Origin of the sequence: Mucilaginibacter rivuli (genome assembly GCF_019391655.1) — a bacterium.
GTDB lineage: Bacteria > Bacteroidota > Bacteroidia > Sphingobacteriales > Sphingobacteriaceae > Mucilaginibacter > Mucilaginibacter rivuli.
In genome coordinates this window covers 680597-706353 of record NZ_JAHXPQ010000002.1, presented here as the reverse complement: position 1 = coordinate 706353, position 25757 = coordinate 680597, and the positions used below count along the sequence as shown (strand labels likewise).

Genomic DNA, 25757 nt, shown 5'->3' with positions numbered 1-25757 from the left:
ACTAAAAATTAAAATCTTCTCCTTTTTATTTCTTTTACGATCAAACCTAATTCGCGGCTCATTTGGCCTGCAATGGCTGTGTTTTCTTGCGCCCTCCTAAAAAGGTATGGCAACACTGCTTCAACAGGTCCGTAAGGTACATATTTGGCTACATTATAATCCGCATGGGCCAGGTTAAAGCTCAGGTTATCGCTCATACCGAGTAATTGCGAAAAATATACATGGGGGTGGTTGTGTATAATATCATACTTATCCAATAAATTGGCAAGCAGTTTACAACTATCCTCGTTGTGTGTGCCGGCTATAAAGGCAATATGTTTAATATTTTCGATGCAAAACTCCAGCGCCTTGTTATAGTCATCATCGGTAGCTTGTTTGGTTGCTTGTATAGGCGATGTGTACCCCATCTCGATAGCCCGTTGCCGTTCTTTTTCCATATAGGCACCGCGTACCAGCTTTGCTCCTAAATAAAAACCTTCAGGTATGGCTACGGCACAATCATGTTTTATTGATTCGAGCTTATCATGCCTGTATAACTGGTAGGTATTATAAACAATAGGCTTAATTTTGTTAAAGGCACGCATCATATCAATGGCCAGTGTATCTATCGTTTTTTGTATCCAGCTTTCTTCGGCATCAATCATTACCGGGATATCCAGGTCAAAGGCTGTTTTACAAATATCGTGTACGCGGCTTTGTACTTTTTTCCATTCCAGTTGTTCGGTATCGGTTAAAGTAATTCCGGCATCAAGTTTCTCCAATAACTCAAAACGCCCTACCCCGGTAACTTTAAATACCGTTAGCGGGATAGCCTTATCGCCTTTAGCACGTTTTATTGTCCTGATAATCTCATCGCGTGTTTCATCAAAAACAGCCTCTTCATCTTCCCCTTCAACCGAGTAATCCAATATTGTTCCAACTTTACCCTCGTAAAGATTTTTAATGGTCGCATCACATTGGGCAATGGTTTCGCCACCACAAAAATGTTTAAATATGGTAGTGCGGATAAGTCCTTTAATGGGCAGGTGTATTTTTAAGGCGAAGTTGGTTATTGGCGGCCCCAGCTTAACCAATAAGTTGATATTGATGAGCCGGAATAGCCAATACGCGCGCTTTAGGGCTACATTTGTAGTTTGTTTAAACGCGATTTCGGTGTTCTCGAACGAAAACACGTTCTCCGGGGTGGGTTTATCATTGTTAGTGGGCAGCATTCGGCAAAATTACAAATTGTAACTTATTTACTCTTTATTCGCCGAATAGTTTATTTTTGCCTTCCTCATGATCGAGTTTACATTAACTGAAGAATACATTCCGATGATACAGTTGTTAAAGGCTACAAACCTGGTGCAAACCGGCGGTGAAGCCCAGATAGTTGTATCTGAAGGCGAAGTTAAATACAATGGCACCATCGACTATCGCAAACGCCTCAAAGTAAGGCAAGGCGATATAGTTGAATTTAGGGGCACAAAAATTTTGATTAAATAAATAATGAACACCTTACAAAGCATAAGCTACCCAATACATTTTAACAACATAGCTGCCGAACTCAACAAATTTATTAAGCAGGGTAACTATTCGCACTTTTTTATTTTAACCGACGAGCATACCGTAAAACATTGCCTCCCCCTGATACAGGAAGGGCTGGATCAAAAAGATAATTTTGACATTATTGAGATAAACGCCGGCGAAGAAAGCAAAAGCATTGATTTTTGTGTAGGTATCTGGAAAATGCTGATAGATTTTGGTGCCGACCGCAACAGCCTGCTTATTAACCTTGGCGGCGGTGTAATTACCGATCTGGGTGGCTTTGCAGCATCAACATATAAACGCGGTATCGATTTTGTACATATCCCTACTACCCTGCTATCGCAAGTAGATGCTTCGGTTGGCGGTAAAAACGGCATTGATATTTTTAACCTTAAAAACATCATCGGTACATTTACACAGCCAAAAGCTGTTTTTATTGAACACCGCTTTTTACAAACTTTACCTGAGCGGCAGGTAAAATCGGGCTTAGCAGAAATGTTAAAACATGGCCTGATTGCCGATGCTGCCTACTGGGAAAAACTAAAACACAGCAATCCGGAGAACCTTGATGCCGAATTGATATACGACTCCATAGCGATAAAGAATAAGGTTGTTATTGCCGACCCTACCGAACGCGGCTTGCGCAAAATATTAAACTTTGGGCATACCATTGGCCATGCCATTGAAAGCTACTCGCTTAATAACGATGAAAACCCGCTAACACATGGCGAAGCAGTTGTTGCCGGTATGATATGCGAAACGTATTTATCACATAAAAAAGCAGGATTATCGCTTACAGCGATGGAAGAGATCATCAATACCTTATTAGGCATTTATGGCAAATACCCACTTAAAGAAAGCACCTTTACACAATTGAATGATATTATGCGCAAGGATAAAAAGAACCTGGGTGGTAATATCAACTGTTCGCTCCTGTCAAACATCGGCGAAAGCAAAATAGATAATATTTGTACAGATGCAGAACTGGTGGAAAGCCTGAAGTTTTATGCGTCGCTGGAATACGCGCAAGCTTAAAGCAGTATACATTTGGAGCATTTGAGCTTTAGCTCAAATGCTCTTTTACCATACTGATCAGGTGATCAATATCAAATGGTTTTGTTATAAATCCATCGGCATTCGCTTTTTTGGCAAGCTCTGGTAAATTAATTACCGATGATATCAGTAAAACAGGGATATGAGCCGTAACCGGGTTTTGTTTTAAAGTAGCGCACAACCTGTGGCCATAACTATCCGGTAACCAATCATCCAACAAAATCAGGTCAGGTTTTGATGTTTCGATATCTTTAAGAGGTTCGGAGTTTAAGGATGGTAACACCTCATAGCCTTCATCTTCGAGAATATAGGATATCATATCAAGGATATCGTGATTGTCTTCAATGACAATGATTTTTTTGGCCATCTAAATTAACAGGTAAACATTATGTATACAAAGATATACATTTATTTTAATTAATAAATTAATTAATTATCATATTTTGAAATGTTTTACTTAAACCCTCCTGAACATACTATCCGCCTGATTAATCATTTCTTTATATTAAACACAAAACGGCGGTTATATATAACCGCCGCCATGCACTCATTAAGCCGGAAAACATACGCCTACTATTTTTTAGGCGGCAAAGGCACGCCTAACTGTGTTAAATAGGCAATTTCTGATTGTATTGACCTGTGTGATGTGATCTTGCCTTCTTTGTTAAAAGTAAAAATATCGGCATCGGGTAATTTATATGTTTTTTTAGTGGGTGGTATTTTCATAAACTCTTTAGTAAAAGTGCCGCTCCAGGTACCGGTTATTACAACGGTGTTGCTATCGGCAAAAGCTTTCATGTTTTCTACCTTCATATCAGGGAAGGCATCTAAAAACTGTTTCATATTTATTTTTAGCGAGTCTATTTTCGTCATTGGTTTATACTCTTCGCTACCGTAATCCACAAAGTCAGCACTGCAATCCTTGTATATCCCATCAATATCTTTTTTCAGGATGGCCATTTCAGAGTTGATAGCCGTTTGCTTGTTTTTTGCTATCATAGCCGCTGTACTGTCTGCAGCAACACCATTGGTAGAAACACTCATCTTGCCGTTACAGGCTGCAAAAATTACCGATACTACGGCTAAGCCAATCAATAGTTTTTTCATAATTGTTTTAATTTAGTTTATTAAAGCTATATATAAACTTTTAAATATCAATACATTAAAGTGCGGATACTTATCTAAAATACTTATTTCATTTTTTTTAGTTTTATTGTAAGGTATTCCCGTATATACCGACAAACGTACAAACCACTCATTATAACGATTATGAAAGCCTATAAATTAATAGCATTAACGGGGCTACTGCTTGCCGCTACCCTATCCATATTTGCCTTTAAAATAAATAACCAACAAGTGATTAAAAGCAAGGCATCTGCTGAAAATGGATTTGCCGTGGTAGAACTCTTTACATCAGAAGGCTGCTCAAGCTGCCCCCCTGCCGATGAGTTAATAGCCCGCATATTAAAAGAGGATAAAGAGCAGCACATTTATATTTTAGCCTACCATGTTGATTACTGGAATCATTTAGGTTGGAAAGATCAGTTTAGCAGTGCTGAATATAGTAACAGGCAACGCAGGTACGCACAGCAATTACACCTGGAATCGGTTTATACGCCCCAGATCGTAGTAAACGGACGTACTGAGTTTGTTGGCTCAAATGAAGTTAGCTTACGGAATGCGATAAAATCGAACCTGTCAAAAACCGTTAATGACCAATTGATGTTAGGTGCTACCGGCATTGAATTGCACCAATTAAAAATACAATATCAAATTAAAGGTAATATAGCTAATAAGGCGTTAGTAATTGCTTTGGTACAAAAAGCGGCACAAAGCAGTGTAAAAAGTGGCGAAAACGGAGGCCATATTTTGAGGCACGTTAATATTGTGCGCGAATTGAACACGATAGACCTAAACCAGCAAAACGGAACGGCTACAGTAAAACTCCCGCAGGGCTATAACCAGCAAACCTGGGAGGTGATCTGCTTTTTACAGAATAGCGCTACAAGCGAGATACTATCAGCACAAAAAACTGTACCTTCAAACATCTGATTATTACCATCGTAAAAAATGAAAACTATCAAAGAAAAACACTCCATTGCCATGCGGTGGTTTCACTGGATAAATTTCCCGGTGTTATTCCTGATGATATGGAGTGGCATGCTGATTTATTGGGGAAACGATGTATATAAGGTATCAATAGGTAATACCGAGATATTCAAGTTTTTCCCTGAGGGGTTCAATAAATTTTTCCATATCCCAAAAAGGCTGGCAGAAGGTATGGCGCTTCACTTCCTGTTCATGTGGTTCTTTTTTGCTAATGGGTTTATGTATGTGCTATACACCATAATATCGGGCGAGTGGCGCGAGTTGGTACCACAAAAAAAATCGTTTAAAGAGGCCTGGCTGGTTCTTTTGCACGATCTGCATATCCGCAAAACAGCACCTCCTCAAAACAAATACAACGCCGCGCAACGCATAGCCTATACCTCAATCATTGTTATGGGCTTTGGCTCTATTGTAACGGGCTTAGCCATATATAAGCCTGTACAGTTTAATTGGATATGCTTTTTATGTGGCGGGTACCATTTGGCCCGTATTATACATTTTGTACTTACACTGGGTTATGTGTTCTTCTTTTTTATACACATTATCCAGGTTATCCTTGCGGGATGGAAAAATTTCCAATCGGTAATAACCGGCTTTGAAGTAGTTAAAGAAACACCAGTAACCGAATTAGCAAAAGAAGATGGAAAAGGAAAATAAGCCGGAAGCAGTACCAGATGCGGCGGAATTATCTGAACAGGAAATTGCCGAGAACAAAAAGATAGCAGATCTAAAACAAGAAGCCCTGCTTGATAAGCAAATTGCACGCCGCCGCTTTATTGCTTTTGGCAGTTTTATCGTTCTGCAGGCCGCCGCTTTTGGTGGCTGGAAATGGTTAGCCAACAGCCCTGTCGAAGCTAAAACAGTAACCGCAGGTGCCAAAGCGCCCCTAAGGCGTGCACTGAACCAGACAGAATTGTTTTGCAGGAGATTGTTCAGCAATAACCACCTGGTTAAAACCTATCCGAAAGAAATGGTGCCCAAAAAGCTGCGCAGTAACAGCTATGAAGGTATGCCCGATAAATTCAACCCGGCAGATTGGAAAATGCAGGTAATTAAAAGCCCTACAGAGACCTTAACCCTCACGATAGAAGATATTAAAGCCCTGCCTAAAACCGAGCTGATATACGACTTTAAATGCGTTGAGGGCTGGGACGAGATACAGCATTGGGCCGGTGTAAAATTCACCGATTTTGTGGCCCATTATAAACTGGAGACCCAGGCTGCAATGGAATACGTTGGCTTTGCTACCGAAGACAAGCAATATTATGTGGGTATTGATATGCCGAGCGCCATGCACCCGCAAACCCTGCTTGCTTACGAAGTTAACGACGGGCCTATCCCTATATTAAACGGGGCACCGCTACGGCTGATCATCCCGGTAAAATATGGCATCAAGAATCTGAAAAGAATAGCTACGATATCCTTCAGCAACCAACGGCCGCCTGATTACTGGGCCGAGCGGGGGTATGATTACTATTCGGGCCTGTGATTTTCAAGTTGTTGGGTTGTTAGGTTACTAAGTTTTTATTTTATTGAGGAATTGTAACTTTAATGGTCAAAAAAACTCAATAACTAAATAACTTACATCGCAGGGATGGCTGCTATAATATCATCCATAGCGGCACGTTTGCGATAATCAACATCAAAATGAGCAAATACGATCTTCTCTTTTTTGTTGATAACGTAGGTTGCCGGTATAGGTAAAACATGATCGGCATTACCATTATTGGCATCTATATCTATATGATATTTCCGCATCAGGGCAAGATCGGTAGCGCTTACTACATAATCAACTTTGTAAGCTTTCATTATTTTGTAGCCCTTATCATTCATAATGGGGAAACCCGCGCCTGTTTTTGACGCAGTAGTATTTATAGCCAGGTCAACTTCGGGGGTAACCGCAACAACGGCGGCGCCTTTGGCGGTAAGCTTGGCCAGGTTATCCTGCATTAGTTTAAGGTATTTATTACAATACTGGCACCATTGCCCGCGATAAAAAAATATAACTACCGCGCTATGCCCTTTTAATAATGATTTAAGGTTATGCTTTTTACCCTGGTAGTCAACACCATTAAAATCGGGAGCTTTTGAGCCCATTACTAATGATGCAGGTTGCGAAGTTACCGGCTGTTGAGCAAATACATGTACAGATAACAGCGATACTAATATTACAAGGAGATACCTTTTCATAATGGCTAATTTATAAAAACAAAACGGGACAGCAAATGCCGTCCCGCTATGGTATTAAGGTTTGGTTTGGTGAGCAAATTAAAACACCTGTTCAAACAGGTTAACTACATCTTTACTTTCGAGGGCAGAGTGGCCCATCAAAAACTCATCTACCTTGCGGGCGCATTCGCGGCCCTCTGATATAGCCCATACAACTAAAGACTGGCCACGGCGCATATCGCCTGCTGCAAATACTTTACCTACGTTGGTACGGTAAACACCCTCACGGGCCTTTACGTTTTTACGTTCATCAAGCTCAACGCCTAATTGCTCCAACATACCGGTATGCTGCGGGTGTAAAAAGCCCATGGCTAAAAATACAGCCTGGCAAGGTATTTCGCGTTCAGAACCTTCTACCTCTGCAAATTTTACAGGGCGGTTCATCACATCAAGTTCCCAGCTTACATCGGCAACTTTAAGCGCGCGCAGGTTGCCATTAGCATCGCCTAAAAATTCTTTTGTGTTAACACCCCAATGGCGTACAACACCTTCCTCGTGCGAACTGGTTACTTTAAGTACCATAGGGTAGCTTGGCCAAGGCATGTGGGCGGTACGTTGCTCAGGTGGCTTGCTCATTACTTCAAACTGAGTAACAGATTTAGCACCCTGGCGGTTTGAAGTACCTACACAGTCAGACCCTGTATCACCGCCACCTATTACCACTACATCTTTACCTGTAGCTAAAATATCTTCGGCAGTAACTTTTATATCGCTTACACGTTTATTTTGTTGTTTCAGGAAATCCATAGCAAAATGGATACCTTTCAAATCGCGGCCTGGTATTGGCAGGTTACGCGGGATGGTTGAACCACCTGCAATTACAACAGCATCATTGTTACGGGTAAGTTCTTCGGGCATAATATCTTTGCCTACTTCGGTATTGCATTTAAACACAACACCATCTTCTTCCATAACTTTGATACGGCGCTCTACTACTCCTTTTTCCAGTTTGAAATCGGGGATGCCGTAACGTAATAAACCACCCGGGTTATCATCACGCTCATAAACAGTAACACTATGGCCTGCTTTAACCAACTGAGCTGCAGCAGCTAAACCCGCCGGACCTGAACCTACAACAGCAACCTTTTTGCCTGTTTTAATAAGCGGTGCTGTTGGCCTAACCATACCTTTCTCGTAAGCTATCTCGATGATGTGTTTCTCTATCTCTTCGATAGCTACAGGTGGCTTGTTTATACCCAGTACACATGCAGACTCGCAAGGCGCAGGGCAAATACGGCCTGTAAACTCGGGGAAGTTATTTGTTGATGATAAAATGGTGTATGCTTCTTCCCAATCTTTACGATAAACAGCATCGTTAAACTCAGGGATGATATTACCCAGCGGGCAACCGTTATGGCAAAACGGAACACCACAGTTCATACAACGGGCCGATTGCTCATTCAGTTTCTCGTCTGAATATAAATTTACAAATTCCTTATAGTTAGCTATACGTTCTTGAGGAGCTATTTTTGATGGCAGCTCCCTTCCAAACTCTTTAAATCCGGTTGGTTTTCCCATTATAATAATTAGCTGATGGTTTGATATTGTGCTTGTTGTAAAACCTTTTTGTACTCTTTAGGGAATACTTTAACAAATCGCAGAAGTGCTTCTTCCCAGTTTTCCAACAGGTTTTTAGCAACGGTACTTCCTGTAATTTGTACGTGTTTGCGCAGCAAGGTTACTATCTGTTCTTTATCTTTTGCCGATAGCGGATCAAGATCCACCATCTCGGTATTACAGTTTTCGGTGAATGAGTTATCCGGATCGTAAACCCAGGCTAAACCACCGCTCATACCGGCGGCAAAGTTACGGCCTGTTTTACCCAGGATAAGCGCGCGGCCACCTGTCATGTATTCGCAACCATGGTCGCCAACACCTTCAACAACCGCCGTAGCACCCGAGTTACGTACCGCGAAACGCTCGCCGGCCATACCGCGGATAAATACCTCGCCCGATGTTGCGCCATACAGGGCAACGTTACCGATCAGAATATTATCTTCAGGAACAAAGGTTGCTTCTTTTGATGGATAGATGGCTAATTGCGCACCTGATAAGCCTTTACCTACATAGTCATTTGCCTCGCCTTCCAGCTCAAAAGATAAACCTTTGGCCGAGAATGCGCCGAAGCTTTGCCCCGCCGAACCTGTAAATTTGTAGTTGATGGTATTTTCAGGCAAGCCCTCAGAACCATATCGCTTAGATATCTCGTTAGATAACAGTGTACCAATGGTACGGTCTGTATTTTTCACATTGAACGACGCGAATACAGGGCTTTGGTCTTCAAGAGCAGGTTTTGCATACTCCAACAATTTCCAATCCAATATATCTGCCATACCGTGGTCTTGCGCCTCACTATTGTAAAGGGTTGCGCCTTTAGCATTATATACGGGGTGCAACATGCCCGACAGGTCAATTTTATTTAGTTTCCAGTGTTTCAATCCTTCCTTAACTTTAAGGAACTGAACACGGCCAACCATTTCGTTAATGGTACGGAAACCTAATTCAGCCATTATCTCACGCATCTCTTCGGCAAGGAAACGGAACAGATTAACAATATGCTCCGGCTGACCGGTGAACAGTTTACGTAATTCAGGGTCTTGTGTGGCAACACCTACAGGGCAGGTATTCAAGTGGCATTTACGCATCATGATACAGCCACCGGCAACTAATGCCGCAGTAGCTACGCCCCACTCCTCTGCTCCCATTAAGGCAGCAATAGCAAGATCGCGACCGGTTTTCATTTGACCATCGGCCTGTAATACAACACGGCTGCGCAGTTTATTACGTACCAGCGTTTGATGGGCCTCGGCTAAACCAAGTTCCCAAGGTAAACCGGCATGTTTGATAGAGCTTATTGGCGATGCACCTGTACCACCATCATATCCGGCAATCAGTATCACATCGGCATGTGCCTTAGCAACACCTGCTGCAATAGTACCAACACCTGCTTTTGATACCAGCTTAACGTTAATACGTGCGGCACGGTTAGCGTTTTTCAGATCGAATATCAGCTGTGCCAAATCTTCGATAGAATAAATATCATGGTGCGGCGGCGGAGAGATCAAACCTACGCCCGGTGTAGCGTGGCGGGTTTTAGCGATCCAGTCATCCACCTTATGGCCCGGTAACTGTCCACCTTCGCCCGGTTTTGCACCTTGCGCCATTTTTATCTGTAGCTCATCAGCATTGGTAAGGTAGTTACTGGTAACACCAAACCTTGCCGAAGCAATCTGTTTAATAGCCGAACGCATCGAATCGCCGTTTTCCATCGGGATGTAACGCATTTCGTCTTCACCACCTTCGCCGGTATTGCTCTTGGCACCAATACGGTTCATGGCGATAGCCAGCGTGCTGTGCGCTTCGTGCGAGATAGAGCCGAACGACATGGCGCCTGTAGCAAAACGCTTCATGATGCTTTCTGCCGGTTCTACATCTTCAAGAGCGATAGCTTCGCGGTGATGTGCAAAATCCAACAGGCCACGGATGGTATAGTGTTTCTCTGTTTGATCGTTGATCAGTTTAGCATACCTTTTGTAAACGCTGTAATCGTTTGTTTTGGTAGCATGTTGTAATAAGTGGATGGTATCCGGGTTAAACAAGTGCGCTTCGCCCCTGCGTTTCCATTGGTATATACCACCCTCGGGTAGTAAGTGAACTTCGTTCTTCGCTTCGCCGAAACCTATTTTGTGTTTGCACAGCGCTTCGCGGGCAATATCATCACTATTTAAGCCACCAATGCGTGTAACCGCGCCAACAAAGTAACGGTCAACTACATCTTTGTTAAGGCCCAGTATTTCAAACACTTGTGAGCCGTGATATGATTGCAAGGTTGAGATACCCATTTTGGAGAATATCTTCAGCAAACCATCGCTTACCGCTTTGATATAGTTTTTAGATAAGGCTTTGATATCAAGGTTGGTATCAAGCTTACCATCATTTTTATGCGTTTCAATACTTGCCAAAGCTAAGTACGGGTTAATGGCACTTGCACCAAATGCTAATAAACATGCAAAATGGTGAACTTCCCAAACATCGCCGGCCTCAACAACCAAACCTACCGAACCACGGCTACCTTTTTTTATCAGGTGGTGATGCACTGCCGAAACAGCCATCAGTGATGGTATAGGGGCATGTTCCGAATCGATAGCACGATCGGAAAGTATCAATACTTCAAAACCATCTTCTACCGCATCTTCTGCATAACGGCAAAGCCTTGCTATCGCTTTTTCAAGCGAGCCAGGTTGCCCGTCGGCTTTAAAGTATGTTTGCAGTGTTTTAGCGTGGAATAAGCCGGTATCAATACTACGCAGTTTTTCCAACTCATAGTTATTTAATATAGGATGTTTAAGCGTTACGCAATGGCAATGCATTTTATCCTCATCCAGCAAATTACCATTGTTACCAATAAAGGTAGCAAGGCTCATTACCAAACGCTCACGGATAGGATCTATCGGCGGGTTGGTAACCTGTGCGAAAAACTGCTTAAAGTAGCTTGATAAATGTTGCGGCCTGTCTGACAAGATAGCCAAAGGCACATCCGTCCCCATCGAACCTATAGGCTCTTTACCATCAACAGCCATGGGCATAATAATGGTTTCTATATCCTCTCGCGAGTAGCCAAATACCTGTTGGTATTTAAATACCGAGTCTGACGCCAGGCTTGAGAAAGTTAAGCGTGGCTCAGGCAGTTCTTCTAAACGTATCTTATAGTTTTCTAACCAGCGGCCATAAGGCTGCGCGCCGGCAATTCTTTTCTTTATTTCGTCATCGGTAACTATCTTACCTTGTGTGGTATCAACCAATAACATTTTACCCGGTTGTAAACGGCCTTTACGAATCACTTTTGATTCATCTAAAGCCAATACACCAGCCTCTGATGCTACAATGATGCGGTTATCGCTGGTTACAGCGTAACGTAAAGGGCGCAACCCATTACGATCTAACAAGGCGCCTATTTGTTTACCATCGGTAAACGTTAATGCTGCCGGCCCATCCCATGGCTCCATCAAAGTTGCATGGTATTCGTAAAATGCCTTTTTAATCGGATCCATCTGCTCGTTACCATCCCATGCTTCAGGTACCAGCATCATCATAACGTGTGGTAATGAACGGCCCGAGTGCAGCAGTATCTCAACAATGTTATCCAAACAAGCCGAATCGGATTGGTTGGTATCAATAACAGGCAATAACATCTCCATTTCGTCTTGTGTAAAATAAGGCGACATGTATGATTTAAGGCCTGAGTAAAACCAGTTCAGGTTACCGGTAAGGGTATTGATCTCACCATTATGCGCTATCATGCGGAAAGGCTGTGCCAAACGCCATGCAGGGAAGGTATTGGTTGAGAAACGCGAATGTATCATACCAAAGCCTGATGCCATACGCGGATCAGAAAGATCGGTATAATATTGGCGAACCTGGTAAGTGGTTAACTGCCCTTTATAAACTATGGTTTTACACGATAACGAAGTAAAGTAAAACAGGTCGTGAGCATCTTTTATGGTCTCGCTAACTGTTTTGGTAATGAAACGGCGCAGCACATAAAGCTTGCGCTCAAAATCATCAGGATTGATAATGTGGTGCGGGCGGGCAATAAATAACTGCTCAACATCCGGTTCTGCAGCGCGGGCGGTCTCGCCTATGCCCGACGAATTTACAGGCACCTTACGGTATCCTAAAATATGCAGACCGAGTTTTTCAACCGCGTTCTTAATAATGGTACGGCAAGCTTTTTTTGCTGTCGGCTCTTTCGGAAAGAATATCATACCTACACCATACTCACCCGGTTCAGGTAAGCTGATCTCGAGGCTGGTACACTCTTCCATTAAAAATTCGTGTGGTATTTGTATCAAAAGTCCCGCGCCATCGCCGCTCAGCGGATCGCATCCGCAAGCGCCGCGGTGTTCCATATTTTCTAATATGGTAAGCGCATCAACAATAATTTCGTTTGATTTATGGCCATTTAAATTGGCTAAAAACCCCGTTCCGCACGAATCGTGTTCAAATTCTGGCCTGTAAAGACCTTGTTGGTTAGAATCAGTTTGCTCCATTTTTATTAAAAAGGTGTAATAACGAAGTTAAGCAATATGATGAAAATTATAAAATGTTTGCCTTTTTTTTCGCATTATTCAATAAAGACATGCTATTTATTATAAAAATTTAAAAATTCATAATGATATAATTAAATTATTACCAATTTAAAAAAAAACAAACACATACACTTGTGTGTTAATTAAAGGTAAATTCTATAAAATCAATAGAATTTGTTTGAAAGTTGACCTGTTTTAACTTTTCACCATTAAAAAATGCTGTTTTATGAAGATCGGGATCATAGGCGCCGGCAAGATCGGAGCCACTATAGCAAACCTTTTTATCAAAGCCGGGCACGCCGTGGCATTGAGTAATTCGCGCGGACCTGAGTCATTGAAAGAACTGATCACATCACTGGGTGATAACGCCATCGCGCTAAGCGTGAACGAGGCCGCCGCCTTTGGCGATATCGTTTTTTTAGCCACCCCCTGGCGCGAGACCGCTGCCCTGCCGGATGCAATCACCGTGCAGGACAAAATAGTGATTGATGCCATGAACCCCTACCTCGCAAACGGTAAACTTGCCGACTTGGGTAATTCAACATCAAGCGAAGAAACTGCCAAACGTTTGCCCGGTGCCACAATAGTTAAAGCATTCAATACCATACATTACCAGCACCTGAATAACAGCAGCGAGCAAAAACTACCTTTACAGGAACGGCGCGCTATTTTTATGGCGAGCGATAGTATTGAGGCCAAAGCAAAGGTTTCGCGCCTGATAGAAGAAATCGGCTTTGCAGCTATTGATACCGGCAACCTGCGCGATGGCGGGCAAATGCAGCAACCCGGATCTGAACTTTATAACAAAGAGATTACCTGTGCCGACGCACATGATATATTAAAAAAAGACGAAGCCTAAAATCAGCTATATTTGCGGCACTAACCTATGTGCTATGATCATAAAAAAGTGTGCCGCCATTATTTTAGCTATTTTGCTGATACAGCAATGTTTTGCGCAGAATATTAAAGTAGCCGTAGCTGCTAACCTCCAATCTGTGATCAAAGTACTGGGTGCCGATTTCACAAAAAGGAGCGGGATTGTTATCGAACCCATTATCGGCTCATCGGGCAACCTGGCTACCCAAATAAAAAATGGCGCCCCGTTTGATGTATTCCTCTCCGCCGATATGGCTTTCCCGCAAGGTTTGTATACCGATGGCTTTGCAGTGGATAAGCCCCTTGTTTATGCATCGGGCAGCCTGATTGTTTGCAGCACTCAAAATATTGATATTAAGCATTGGCAAAGCATTATTTTAAATAATGATATCAGCAAAATAGCCATTGCAAACCCTGCAATTGCGCCTTATGGCAAAGCCGCAACTGAAGCACTGACCAAACTAAACATCATTGATAAAATAAAAGCCAAAACCGTAACCGGCGAAAGCATTGCCCAGGTGAATACCTATATTATTACCGGCGTGGTAAATTTTGGCTTTACCAGCCAATCATTGCTGATGGATGATAACCAAACTATTAAACTATACTGGGCGCCAGTAGATAAAAAGCTATACACACCTATCCAGCAAGGCATGGTTATATTAAAACACGCTACCGATAATAATTTGCCGCAGGTTCAAAAATTCTGCAAATACCTGTTATCTTCATCGGCAAAAGCCATATTAAAAAAATACGGCTACCTTGTACAATAATTGATTAACAAAACATCCCTTTATTAATGGATTGGTCGCCCATTTGGTTAACGCTCAAGCTTGCTGCAACAACTACCTCAATACTGCTGCTTATCGGGCTGCCGCTTGCCTGGTGGTTATCCCGGGGCAAATCGGTTTTAAAAACCATAATAGATGCGTTTATCACTATGCCATTGGTTTTACCACCATCTGTACTGGGGTTCTATCTATTACTGGCACTGAGCCCGCAGCATGGTTTAGGATATTGGCTGTCACATAAATTTAATATACAGTTTGTTTTCTCCTTTCCGGGATTAGTGTTGGCATCGGTTATTTATAGTATGCCATTTATGATAGGCCCTATCAAATCGGCCCTACAGCAATTACCTTTATCATTGTCCCATGCATCATACACGTTGGGTAAATCAGAAACCGAGACTTTCCGAAAGGTATTGCTCCCTAACATACGCCCATCCTTATTAACAGCTATTGTACTCACATTCGCCCATACACTTGGCGAGTTTGGCGTGGTGCTGATGATTGGTGGAAATATACCCGGTGTTACCCGAGTGGCCTCTATCGCTATTTATGACGCGGTTGAGAATATGGATTATGCCGCCGCCAATAACTACTCGCTCATCCTGTTCGCGCTTACCTTTATTATTGTGATAGCGGTATTCATTTTCAATAAACACTCAGCAAAAAGCCCATTGGAATGATCGTTATCAACATAGAAAAAAAGATGCGCACCTATGCGGGGCACCAGGTGTTAAAAGTTGATAACTGGATAGAAACCGGCACCATTACCAAAATAACGGGGCCGTCGGGATCTGGTAAAACTACGCTGCTCAAAATTATCGCCGGGCTTGTTCAGCCTGAAAAAGGCAAAATCTCTTTCAACGGGCAGGTATGGCTGGATACCGTACAAAAGCATAACCTAAAGCCCCAAAAGCGTAATGTGGGTTTTGTATTTCAAAACTACGCCCTTTTTCCAAACATGACGGTGTTGCAGCACCTGCAATACGCTACAGCTGATGCGGCATGGATAGAGCGTTTGCTACATTTCGGTAAATTAGAAACCTTGACCAAACACAAGCCCGAGTTCCTTTCGGGTGGGCAACAGCAACGTTTAGCCATTTTACGTGCACTTGCCATTAAACCGCAACTATTGTTAATGGACGAGCCATTTTCGGCATTGGATTATGATATGCGATCAGAACTTATTAACGACCTGGGTAAACTGATCAAAGAACTCAACGCGACCTGCCTAATTGTAAGCCATAACCCTAACGAGGTGGAGCATATTGCAACAAACATGATTAAAATTGCATAACTACTGTATTCAAATTGTTGCATTGGGTTTATCATATTAGTTCTATAATAGTAGGATAATATCGGGCTAACCAAATCCGCTAAACCAATCAATAAACCAACAATACAATGAAAACATCATCACTGTTTTTAGCCTCTTTATGCGCATCCGCGCTGTTATCATTTAATGTCAACGCCCAGATAGGCAGGCGTTTCCCATCCGAAAAGAAAATAGTAAAAGACCCGGTTACGGGCACCATGCTCACTTTTTTAACGAGCACGCCCAATGGCGATTCAAAAATATACCAGACCCACCCGCAGTGGACGTCGGACAGCCAATGGCTCATCTTCCGTTCGGGCAGGGCAAAAAATGAGGCTTTTGCCGTAAATGAGCAGTCGGGCGATATTGTGCAGGTTACCGAGGGCGGTTATACCGGTATGCTTTGCGTCGCCCGCAAATCGATGAAATTGTATTATATGCACAATGTTAATCCCGATGCGGAGTCAACACCATTGGGTACGCCGGGGCAAGCACCCGCCGCTCCCGGCAGTACACCGCCACCACGCCGCCAGCCTACCGCTGTACAAATTATGGTGGTTGACCTTGCGGCGGTATTTGCCGACAGCAAAGCCGGTAAAATGAAACCCGCGACAGCTTACCAGCACCTTTGCGGCACCATCCCTGCCGAAATGAACCCCGGCAATGATATGGCCCTGGATGCCGATGAACAGGTAGTTTATGGCCGTGTGGGTAAAACCGAAGCTGCCAAACACATTGCCGCCAATGCAAAAATAGAGCCTGCCTTTGGCCCGCGTAATATGGGTGCAGGCCCATCCGGATTGATCAGCATGGATGTGAATACGGGCGCTATTAAATACATTACATCGGTCCCTTTCCAGATAGGGCACATACAGGTGAACCCATGGGTTCATGGCGAAATTATATTTTGCTGGGAAACAGGCGGTAAATCGCCACAGCGTACCTGGACGGTAATGGCCGATGGTACGGGCCTGCGCCCGCTGTACCCCGAGGCCAGTTACGAATGGGTAACACATGAAGCCGTAATTACCAAGGATGAGGTTGCCATTGCGCTAATGGGCCACCGCCCGGTTACCAAAACCGTGTATACACCTGCAACAACAGGCACCGAGTTTAAAGATGTGAGCAACCCGGTTAACCCGGGCCAGGAAACCGGTTGGGGTAACTCGGGCACGCGCGAGAAACCTACCGGGCTGGGCATAGTTAACCTGCGCACACAGGAAATGACCATTATTGGCCAAACCCCAAGCGGCAGCGGCCTGTGGCACGTAAACGGTTCGGCAGACGGGCGTTGGGCCGTAGGCGATGATTTTTCGCGTACGGTATACCTGATAGACCGCCACACCCGCGAGATGATACCGCTATCTACCGGGCATAAAGCTACCGCGGCAGATCACCCCCATCCTACTTTTAGCGCGGATGGTACACGTATCGAGATACAATCGGCTATGCTGTCGGAGGATAATAAATCGATGAACATTTGTATCATCCCTGTACCGGAGAGTTGGTTGAAGAGGACGTATTAAGTTAAAAGTCAAAAGTTAAAAGTCAAAAATATGGAAGGCGATCACGAGAAGTGGTTGCCTTTTTTGTTTTTTACCTGTAAGGATGTTTCAACTGCACCGACAAAGCCCGAAACAAACAATGAATCATATGAAAAAAATCACTACAACTTATTGGATCGTTACGGGGTTGGTGTCGGCATTTATATTTTTAGGCGCATTGATCGATGTATCGCAAGCGCCCGATGCGGTGGCATTGATAAAACATCTGGGTTATCCTGCCTATTTTGTCCCCTTTATTGGTGTAATGAAAATACTGGGAGTTATAGCAGTGCTGGTACCCCGTTTCCCAAAACTAAAAGAATGGGCCTACGCGGGTTTGGCGTTTGATACCTTCGGGGCCTTTTTCTCGCACTTATGCAGTGGCGATGGCCCTGATAAATGGGCGCCCGCTTTAGTTGCTTTGGTACTGGTATTGGTATCGTACCTTTTGTACAATATGATGAACAACCTGAAAGAGAAAAAGCAATTGGAAATGTCGTTGTAATGCTTCCTGGATAATATTTATTAAGCTGGTTTAGCTTGTCGCTAAACCAAACTTAATTTCAACTTTACTTAGCCAATCTTTAATAACGGGCGTTAGCCAAATCTCGGCTAACCTTTTGTTAATCCAGTTAACTAAAATGCCAAAATAATTCACCCGCATCCCCACAGGTTTTACCTACCTTTAAAAACCAATTAATCCTAACAACACACCATCATGACCAAACGCGCACTGCTCATTGCTTTATGCTGCATCTTATTTTTTAATAGCACTTTTGCCCAGGCCCCGGCCGAAACCGAGGAGCATCGCAAAGCACGTATGCAATGGTGGACTGAAGCCCGCTTCGGTATGTTCATCCACTGGGGTATATATTCAGTTCCTGCGGGAATATATGAGGGTAAAGAGATACCTGGCATTGGCGAGTGGATAATGAACAAGGGTAAAATACCGATGGCGGTTTATCAAAAATATGCCGCACAATTTAACCCGGTTAAATTTAATGCTAATAAAGTAGTGGCGCTTGCCAAAGCAGCGGGCATGAAATATATTGTGATCACAAGCAAGCACCATGATGGTTTCGCGATGTTTAAATCGGATGCCAGCAACTTTAATATTGTTGATGCCACACCGTTTAAACGGGATGTGATACTGGAGATGGCAGCGGCATGCAAAAAGCAGGGCATTAAATTCGGTCTATACTATTCGCAGGCGCAGGATTGGAACCATCCCGGTGGCGCTGCCAACGGCGGGCAGTGGGACCCGGCACAGAAAGGCAGTATGGATGAGTATATTGACAAAGTAGCCGTACCGCAGATGAAAGAGATATTGACCAAATACGGCCCTATCTCCGTTTTATGGTTTGATACCCCTACCGATATGACGCCCGAACGTGCCGCGCGCGTACACGAAACATTGAAACTGCAACCCAATATTATAATTAACAACCGCTTGGGCGGCGGTTTTGGCGGAGATCTGGAAACGCCTGAGCAATTTATCCCGGCAACGGGATACCCCGGTCGCAATTGGGAAAGCTGCATGACCATAAACGATACCTGGGGCTATAAAATAAACGACAAAAACTTTAAGAGCACCAAAGTACTGGTACAAAACCTCATCGACATCGCATCAAAAGGTGGCAACTACCTGCTTAACGTTGGCCCAACAGCCGAGGGTTTGATTCCTGAAGAAGAAGTTACCCGATTGAAAGAAGTGGGCTCGTGGATGAATAAAAATGGCGAGTCGATATATGGCACTACACATAGTCCGTTTAGCTACCTGGGCTGGGGCCGCGCTACGCAAAAAGGCCAAACTATTTACCTGCATGTATTTAACTGGCCAAAGGATGGTGTGTTAAAAGTACCTTTGAAGAGTGATGTACTGGATGCCTATCCTATTTCATCACGTAAAACATCACTGCCTGTTAAACGTATTGCTGATGGTGTGTTGGTTAATATATCATCTATCCCACATGATAGCATCGCTACTGTAATTGGTTTAAACATCAAGGGGGAGGCTATTGCCGAACCTGCGCCATCGGTAGGCAAACCCATAACTGCATCATCACAATTAAATACCGATAATAGCGCTGCCAAAGCAGTGGATGGCTCGGCGCTTACCAAATGGTCCGCAGCCAAAGCCGATACCACTGCTACCCTGACCATCGATTTAGGCAAAGCCACCAATATTGCTGCCGTAGCCATACAGGAAGGCAGCAACAAAGAAGTGAACATTAAAGAATACCGCGTAGAGTACCAGCAGGGCGGCGAATGGAAACTATTGTTTGATGGCAAAAAGATAGGTCGTGGCTTTTTAAAAACCGTAACGCCGGTAACAGCACAGGTTTTCAGGCTCAACATTGTCAAAGCATTGCCTGGTATACAGATACAGGAGTTTACGTTATTTAAAGAGTAAGGGCAAACAATTAGCGCCCATTAAATAAATTTAAAAATGTGTAAGTTCGCTAACCTTACACATTTTTTATGTTAAAAAAATCGCTGAATACCTTTTTAGGATTACTGTTATCGGCCACGTGTTTTTCACAAAGCAATCCGGTATCTGTACCCAAAAACATCAAACTACCGGCAGATTCAGTTCGGCTGATCAAATCGCTAAACAGTTTTTTATCCCAAATGGAAAAACCCGGTAAGGATAATGCCTTTGTACTAAAGGAAAACCTTATTGAAACCGCTGCCTTAATTGATGAGATGAAGGGCGTAGAGAACGCAGGCGCAGCTAAACCAAACTTTTACAAATGTTATTTAACCAATGTTGTACCGGTTGATAGCAATACATACCTTATTCAGCTATCGTATTTAGCTGTAGATAATGCCACACCTATTTTAAAAGCAAGTTTTAAACTGATAGCCGAAAAGAAAAGCGAACAATACTTTTTTAATTCTCCTTTAAAACGTAACACGCTAACGTGGCAGGTTAAAAAGACAGGAAGCTTTACCGTTTATAGGAACACAACTGTTAAAATACCGAAGCTGGATAAATTTATAAAAAAAGCAATAGAGTATGATAAACGGGTTAAAGCCCCCAACTACCCTACCTCCATTTATTATTGCGATAATTTTGAAAACATGCTAGAGCTAATGGGCGTAGCCTACCGCGCCGATTACAATAGTATAAACCATGCAAACCTGTCAACCTTCGAAGATCAACATAGTTTGTACCTGATTGGCGCACCTGCCGATGACATTACAGCTTTTGACCTTCACGATCTGTGGCATTCACGGTTACATCATGTGGTTTCAACTACGGTTATCTACCGGCCATTAGATGAGGCCTGCGCCTACCTCTATGGCGGTAGCTGGGGTATAATGGACTGGCACGACATTTTTAAAAAATTCAAAACACTGATGGGTAATGATCATGATTGGCTCAAGGCACTTAATGCCCATACCAAATTTGGCGATGTAGTACACGCACCGCTTTATACTGATTATGTTATTGAAGCACTGATCGTTCAAAAACTGGAAAAGGAAAAAGGTTTCCCGGCGGTAATTTCATTATTGAGTTGTGGTAAAGCACAACCTGATAACGAAAACCTGTTTAAAGCACTCAATAGTATTGCAGGCATTAATAAAACAAACTTTAATGTGGTAGTGGATAAACTGGTAGCCGACGAATGGAATAAATATTAATATCTATTATCGGGAAAGGCAGCACTTTTTACAACATGTCCTAATTTATAAAAAAACAGCTCGCCGTTTGGCATAATTATATACTTTTGCAGCAATGTTAAAGCGACTTACAGGATGGTTATTAATGCTGGCGATACTTAGCGCCAACTATAGCTACCTGTTTGTTTACGCTGGTTTTAAACTTAACCAGAAATACATTGCCGCCGCCCTTTGCGAAAACCGGGATAAGCCCTGGATGCATTGTAACGGGCATTGCTACCTCTCCAAAAAAATAAAACAAGCCGAAGAAAAAGAACAGGCCCAGGAACGCCAAACGCAAAAGAACGGCATACAGGAAACTTTTTGCGAAACTTCAAATGCAGTTAAGTTCCACACGGTATTACTACAAACCATCAGTACACCTTATTGTGCGCCTGTGCCATCATCTCTCAACAGGTCATTGTTCCGCCCTCCGCAGCTGGGTTAGTATCCTTCTTTTTCTGTAAAACATAATGCTGTTTCCCCTTGGCGGGATATGGTATTGCTGTACCGTTTACAACCATCTAACATTATATTATACAATGCCTGCTGTGTTAAACATATGCACGCCTACAGTTATTTGCCATTCACAATGGCACCAACATTGATATGAAAAAAATCACTATTGTTGTTTTCACGTTATTAATAAGCACATATATATTTGCTCAAAAAACACCCATAATTCAGGGTAAGGTTTTCGATGCGATCACTAAAGAACCGATACAGGGCGCCACCATTACTGATAACAAAACTACCACAACAACAGATGCCGCCGGTAAATTCAAAATAGCTGCCAACGCTACAACATTGCAGGTTACTTTTATTGGGTACGTAACCCGCAGTATTGAAGTTAAAGGCCTGTCGCAAGCCATTGCGCTGCAACCTTCAAGTACCGAACTGCAACGTGTAGTGATCAGTGCTAACCGTACTGCCGAAAAACGCAGCGAGGCCCCCATCGCGATAGCGAGCATCTCCAAACAAACTATAGAAGATACAAAGGCCCAACGGCTGGATATGTTGCTCAACAAAGTAAGCGGTGTAAATATGGTAAACCTGGGTAATGAGCAGCACGAAATGAGCATACGCCAGCCCATGAATACCAATAACCTGTTTCTGTACCTTGAAGATGGCATCCCTATCCGCACCTCAGCGGTATTTAACCATAATGCGCTGCTGGAAATGAATATGGCTGCCATTAAGAATATTGAAGTGATTAAAGGCCCTTCTTCCGCGCTGTATGGCGCCGAGGCTATTGGCGGCGTGGTTAACCTGATCACGCAGGCGCCACCGGCTTACACTTCGGGCTATATCAGTACCCAGGCCAACAACCAGGGCTATAAACGTGTTGACGGGCAGATAGGCTCTTCATCCGGAAAATTGGGTTTGATTGTTAGCGGTTATTATGCCGATCAAACCAACGGACCTATTGAGTACAGCGATTTTCACAAAACAGCCGTTAGCGTAAGACTTGATTATAAGATAGATAAAAATACGCTATGGACAAACAGCCTGTCGTACATCAATTACTTTAGCGATATGTACGGCAGTTTGGATAGTGCCCATTTCGACCGCAAAAACTACACGGCACAGGCCTTTTTCACTTATCGTAAAGTAAAAGCATTGCGCGCACGGTCAACCATCAGCCATAACTGGACCGACAGCAGCACAACTACCGCTATTATAATGTACCGTGATAATGCTGTTATTCAAAACCCGTCATACTCCATTGCCAGTTATCGCACGGCCGGTAAAACAAGTAACCCCATTTCGCCGGATACGGCCACAGGTAACATTAATAACAACTCCTTTAAATCGTATGGGATGTATTTGCAGCATGTACAAAAGTTTAAATTTTTACAGGGCAAGCTCATTGTGGGTGCAAGTGCCGAGCTGGACCCGCAATCTTTTTACCAGCAGTTTATCTGGATAAAAAAGCAAAACCAAAATGGTGTGGTAAATTATGTGAGTTATACCAATGCTACCCCCGATGTAATAATGGCCAATTACAATACGGCCATCAGTAATTTTGGTTCTTATGTTGATTACGACTTTACCATAGCCCCGGGCCTGCGCATTTCGGCAGCTGTACGTTATGATGCATTCCAGTATGCTTTTGTTAATTACCTGCCGGGTTCAAATGTTACGGGTGGGCCATCGGCCATAACCAATTATGATAAAGTAGCGCCTAAAATCGGCTTTACCTATAATTACAAAAATATTGGTTTTTACGGAACGTACAGCGAAGGTTATGTGCCGCCGCAAATTACGCAGGTATTTGGTAAAACAAGTAACAGCGCTTACCTGCTGCCGCAAACATTTGCAAACTATGAGTTAGGCGGCTGGTTATCATTACTTGATAATAAACTATATATTGACTACAGCGCTTACCTGATGAACGGCACAAACGAGATCATTTCGGTAAAACTTCCCGATAATACCAGTCAACCACAAAACGCAGGTGCAACCAGGCATATTGGTTTAGAATACGGCATCAGTTACCATGCTAATGAGTTTTATTTCCGCATAAGCGCTACAAATGCCAAACATACGTTCATCAACTACATTGCAAATGGTGTAAACTATAATGGTAAAGAAATGGCAAGCGCGCCCAACTTTTCGGGTAATGCCGAAGTTGTTTATAAACCCCGCTATATAAAAGGTTTAAGGCTGGGTGTTGAAGAGCAGCAGGTAGGGCAATACTTTATGGATAACCTTAGCAAATACACATATGAAGGATTTAAGGTGACTAACATACGCGCAGGCTATCAAACAGGTCACGCCGAAATTTGGCTGAACGCGCTGAATATATTTAATACTTATTACGCAACACTGGCAACGGCCACAGCCACAACAAATGGTGCGGCATCTTACAGTTATAACCTTGGCGACCCGAGGGCCTTTACACTCGGCATATCTTACAAATTTGGTAAATAAAATAAATATCATGTTCCGGAAAAACATATATAAATGGCACCGTACCTGCTCGCTCATTATAGCAGTACCGGTATTGCTTTGGGCGATAAGCGGGTTTATGCACCCCATAATGACAAACTTTCGCCCGGCTGTCAAAACACAAAGCATCCCGACAGAAACGCCGGGTGCGGGCAGCATACAGCTATCCTTACAGCAGGTTTTAAAACAAAACAAAATAGACAGTATTTATAGTGTGCGCTTGGTACATATTGATACCAACTGGTTTTACCAGGTTAAAACCGGCCGCAATTACGGCCTGGAATATATAAGCACTAAAAACGGCAATATCTTAACCAAAGGTGATTGGCTGTATGCTCAATACATTGCCCGCATTTTTTTAGAGGGCCCTCCAAAAAAGGAAAAGAAAATGGCCCAAATGGAAATGCCTGCAGATACGCCTATGCCCACAATAGACTGCTGCGGCGAAGCGGCCAATACAGTACTCAATACCAAAACGGGCACACCAATAGAAAATGCTTCGCTCATTACTCATTTTAATGATGAGTATAAAAGCATTTATTGCCTGCTACCCGTTTACGAGGTTTCGTTTAAACGGGATGACCATATCCGTTTATATGTAGAAACCGGGCTGGACAGATTCGCGGTAGCTGTGGATAAGAACCGTGCTGCATTCACCACTTTTTTCGACCTGGTGCATACCTGGGGATGGATCAACTTTTTAGGCAGGGGCCGGCTGTTTATTGAGATATTTTTCACCTCATTGGCATTCATTACCAGCCTGATGGGGATATACATCTTTTTCACCACTAAAAGCAAACGGATTGAGGGCAATAAGCTGGTAAGCTCAAGGCGTAACCACAGATATACAGCTATTGTTGCTTCTGTATTTACTTTAATGTTCACATTTAGTGGATGTTACCATGCATTTTCTAAACTAAATATTCAGCCAAAAGAGATGCAGTGTGTAACCAACTCCTTCGCCGTTTCGGATATCAGTTTTGACCTTAATAAATTACAAAGCATCGTAAAAAAGCCGGTCAGCAATATCGGTCTTACCCGATTAAACGGAATAACGTACTGGCAGGTATACCTAAAAAGCGATAAAAATCAGTCAAATAGTAAAGACCTGATGAAGGACATGGGCGCCGCTGCTGCTGCAGTAGTCTATGTAAATGCCGATAATTCTTCAGTACTTAATAATGGTGATCAATTGTATGCGCAACACCTGGCTGCGCAACTGAGCGGTTATGGTAAACAGGATATCCAATCCACCCAACTCATCACCCGTTTTACCGATGAATATAACTTTACAGATAAGCGCCTGCCTGTATGGAAGGTTACATATCCGTTTAATCATAAACAACGCCTGTATATAGAAACATCAACCGGGGTATTAGCCAAAACCACCAACGACAGCGAATTGTATGAAGGTTATAGTTTCGCTTTATTCCATAAACACCATTATATGGATTTTGCAGGTAAAACCACAAGGGACGTAAGCACAATGGTTGGAGCGGCGCTGCAAGTATTGATGGTGCTGATAGGATCAATACTTTATTTCAGGTGGCGAAGGAGAAAGCTAAAGCAGGCTGATCAATAACTTTGAGCAAAGATAGCCGTATTGTAC

At 43.1% G+C, this 25757-nt stretch carries 22 protein-coding genes; 16 read left to right on the top strand and 6 right to left on the bottom strand.

Annotated elements, in window-relative coordinates:
• Positions 1-8: 8 nt before the first annotated feature.
• The gene (locus KXQ82_RS06845; RefSeq protein ID WP_219487409.1) at positions 9-1211 is read right to left on the bottom strand and encodes a proline dehydrogenase family protein; all 1203 of its coding nucleotides are present in this window, start codon (positions 1209-1211) and stop codon (positions 9-11) included.
• Positions 1212-1278: 67 nt separating this feature from the next.
• Between KXQ82_RS06845 and KXQ82_RS06840 the strand changes: the two genes are divergently transcribed.
• Both KXQ82_RS06840 and aroB read left to right on the top strand, forming a co-directional pair.
• Complete coding sequence (locus tag KXQ82_RS06840; protein ID WP_219487408.1) at positions 1279-1485, top strand: RNA-binding S4 domain-containing protein; 207 nt, start codon at positions 1279-1281, stop codon at positions 1483-1485.
• A 3-nt stretch (positions 1486-1488) separates the two neighbouring features.
• Positions 1489-2562, top strand: a complete 1074-nt coding sequence (aroB, locus tag KXQ82_RS06835) for a 3-dehydroquinate synthase (RefSeq protein WP_219487407.1) — start codon at positions 1489-1491, stop codon at positions 2560-2562.
• A gap of 28 nt (positions 2563-2590) precedes the next feature.
• Here the strand turns inward: aroB and KXQ82_RS06830 are convergent, their stop codons facing one another.
• Both KXQ82_RS06830 and KXQ82_RS06825 read right to left on the bottom strand, forming a co-directional pair.
• On the bottom strand, positions 2591-2947 hold the full coding sequence (locus KXQ82_RS06830) for a response regulator (protein WP_219487406.1): 357 nt from the start codon (positions 2945-2947) through the stop codon (positions 2591-2593).
• Positions 2948-3153: 206 nt separating this feature from the next.
• Entirely contained in the window at positions 3154-3687 is a 534-nt protein-coding gene (locus KXQ82_RS06825; RefSeq protein WP_219487405.1) for an ester cyclase, read from the bottom strand.
• A gap of 162 nt (positions 3688-3849) precedes the next feature.
• Here KXQ82_RS06825 and KXQ82_RS06820 point away from each other — a divergent pair, with 162 nt between their 5' ends.
• The 3 genes from KXQ82_RS06820 to KXQ82_RS06810 are packed head-to-tail and all read left to right on the top strand — an operon-like array spanning position 3850 to position 6178.
• Entirely contained in the window at positions 3850-4632 is a 783-nt protein-coding gene (locus KXQ82_RS06820; protein ID WP_219487404.1) for a DUF1223 domain-containing protein, read from the top strand.
• Positions 4633-4650: 18 nt separating this feature from the next.
• Positions 4651-5346, top strand: a complete 696-nt coding sequence (locus KXQ82_RS06815; RefSeq protein WP_255563489.1) for a cytochrome b/b6 domain-containing protein — start codon at positions 4651-4653, stop codon at positions 5344-5346.
• Positions 5330-6178, top strand: coding sequence for a molybdopterin-dependent oxidoreductase (locus KXQ82_RS06810; protein ID WP_219487403.1), 849 nt, complete (start codon positions 5330-5332; stop codon positions 6176-6178). The genes KXQ82_RS06815 and KXQ82_RS06810 overlap by 17 nt, the downstream gene beginning before the upstream one ends.
• A gap of 92 nt (positions 6179-6270) precedes the next feature.
• On the opposite strand, the gene KXQ82_RS06805 is transcribed toward KXQ82_RS06810, so the two are convergent.
• The 3 genes from KXQ82_RS06805 to gltB all read right to left on the bottom strand — a co-directional run bounded on the left by KXQ82_RS06805 (position 6271) and on the right by gltB (position 12968).
• Positions 6271-6879 carry a peroxiredoxin-like family protein gene (locus KXQ82_RS06805; RefSeq protein ID WP_219487402.1) on the bottom strand — a complete coding sequence of 203 codons (609 nt, stop codon included), beginning with the start codon at positions 6877-6879 and terminating at the stop codon, positions 6271-6273.
• A 78-nt stretch (positions 6880-6957) separates the two neighbouring features.
• Positions 6958-8436, bottom strand: coding sequence for a glutamate synthase subunit beta (locus KXQ82_RS06800; protein WP_219487401.1), 1479 nt, complete (start codon positions 8434-8436; stop codon positions 6958-6960).
• An 8-nt stretch (positions 8437-8444) separates the two neighbouring features.
• Positions 8445-12968 (bottom strand): glutamate synthase large subunit, encoded by a 4524-nt coding sequence (gltB, locus tag KXQ82_RS06795; RefSeq protein WP_219487400.1) that lies wholly within the window; start codon positions 12966-12968, stop codon positions 8445-8447.
• Between the two features lie 265 nt (positions 12969-13233).
• Here gltB and KXQ82_RS06790 point away from each other — a divergent pair, with 265 nt between their 5' ends.
• The 11 genes from KXQ82_RS06790 to KXQ82_RS06740 all read left to right on the top strand — a co-directional run bounded on the left by KXQ82_RS06790 (position 13234) and on the right by KXQ82_RS06740 (position 25730).
• Positions 13234-13866 (top strand): NADPH-dependent F420 reductase, encoded by a 633-nt coding sequence (locus KXQ82_RS06790; protein WP_219487399.1) that lies wholly within the window; start codon positions 13234-13236, stop codon positions 13864-13866.
• A 34-nt stretch (positions 13867-13900) separates the two neighbouring features.
• Positions 13901-14656, top strand: coding sequence for a molybdate ABC transporter substrate-binding protein (gene modA / locus KXQ82_RS06785; protein ID WP_219487398.1), 756 nt, complete (start codon positions 13901-13903; stop codon positions 14654-14656).
• Positions 14657-14682: 26 nt separating this feature from the next.
• On the top strand, positions 14683-15354 hold the full coding sequence (gene modB / locus KXQ82_RS06780; RefSeq protein WP_219487397.1) for a molybdate ABC transporter permease subunit: 672 nt from the start codon (positions 14683-14685) through the stop codon (positions 15352-15354).
• Positions 15351-15968 (top strand): sulfate/molybdate ABC transporter ATP-binding protein, encoded by a 618-nt coding sequence (locus tag KXQ82_RS06775; RefSeq protein ID WP_219487396.1) that lies wholly within the window; start codon positions 15351-15353, stop codon positions 15966-15968. Before modB ends, KXQ82_RS06775 begins: the two co-directional genes overlap by 4 nt.
• 107 nt (positions 15969-16075) lie before the next feature.
• Positions 16076-17512: a TolB-like translocation protein gene (locus KXQ82_RS06770; protein WP_219487395.1), complete on the top strand. Its 1437-nt coding sequence runs from the start codon at positions 16076-16078 to the stop codon at positions 17510-17512.
• 127 nt (positions 17513-17639) lie between these two features.
• Positions 17640-18035 (top strand): DoxX family protein, encoded by a 396-nt coding sequence (locus KXQ82_RS06765; protein ID WP_219487394.1) that lies wholly within the window; start codon positions 17640-17642, stop codon positions 18033-18035.
• A gap of 213 nt (positions 18036-18248) precedes the next feature.
• On the top strand, positions 18249-19943 hold the full coding sequence (locus KXQ82_RS06760) for an alpha-L-fucosidase (RefSeq protein WP_219487393.1): 1695 nt from the start codon (positions 18249-18251) through the stop codon (positions 19941-19943).
• A gap of 68 nt (positions 19944-20011) precedes the next feature.
• A complete protein-coding gene (locus tag KXQ82_RS06755; protein WP_219487392.1) occupies positions 20012-21178 on the top strand; it encodes a hypothetical protein in 1167 nt (388 codons plus the stop codon).
• Positions 21179-21272: 94 nt separating this feature from the next.
• Positions 21273-21644, top strand: coding sequence for a hypothetical protein (locus tag KXQ82_RS06750; protein ID WP_219487391.1), 372 nt, complete (start codon positions 21273-21275; stop codon positions 21642-21644).
• 161 nt (positions 21645-21805) lie between these two features.
• Entirely contained in the window at positions 21806-24130 is a 2325-nt protein-coding gene (locus KXQ82_RS06745) for a TonB-dependent receptor (protein WP_219487390.1), read from the top strand.
• A gap of 10 nt (positions 24131-24140) precedes the next feature.
• Positions 24141-25730 carry a PepSY domain-containing protein gene (locus KXQ82_RS06740; RefSeq protein WP_219487389.1) on the top strand — a complete coding sequence of 530 codons (1590 nt, stop codon included), beginning with the start codon at positions 24141-24143 and terminating at the stop codon, positions 25728-25730.
• Positions 25731-25757 lie beyond the last annotated feature (27 nt).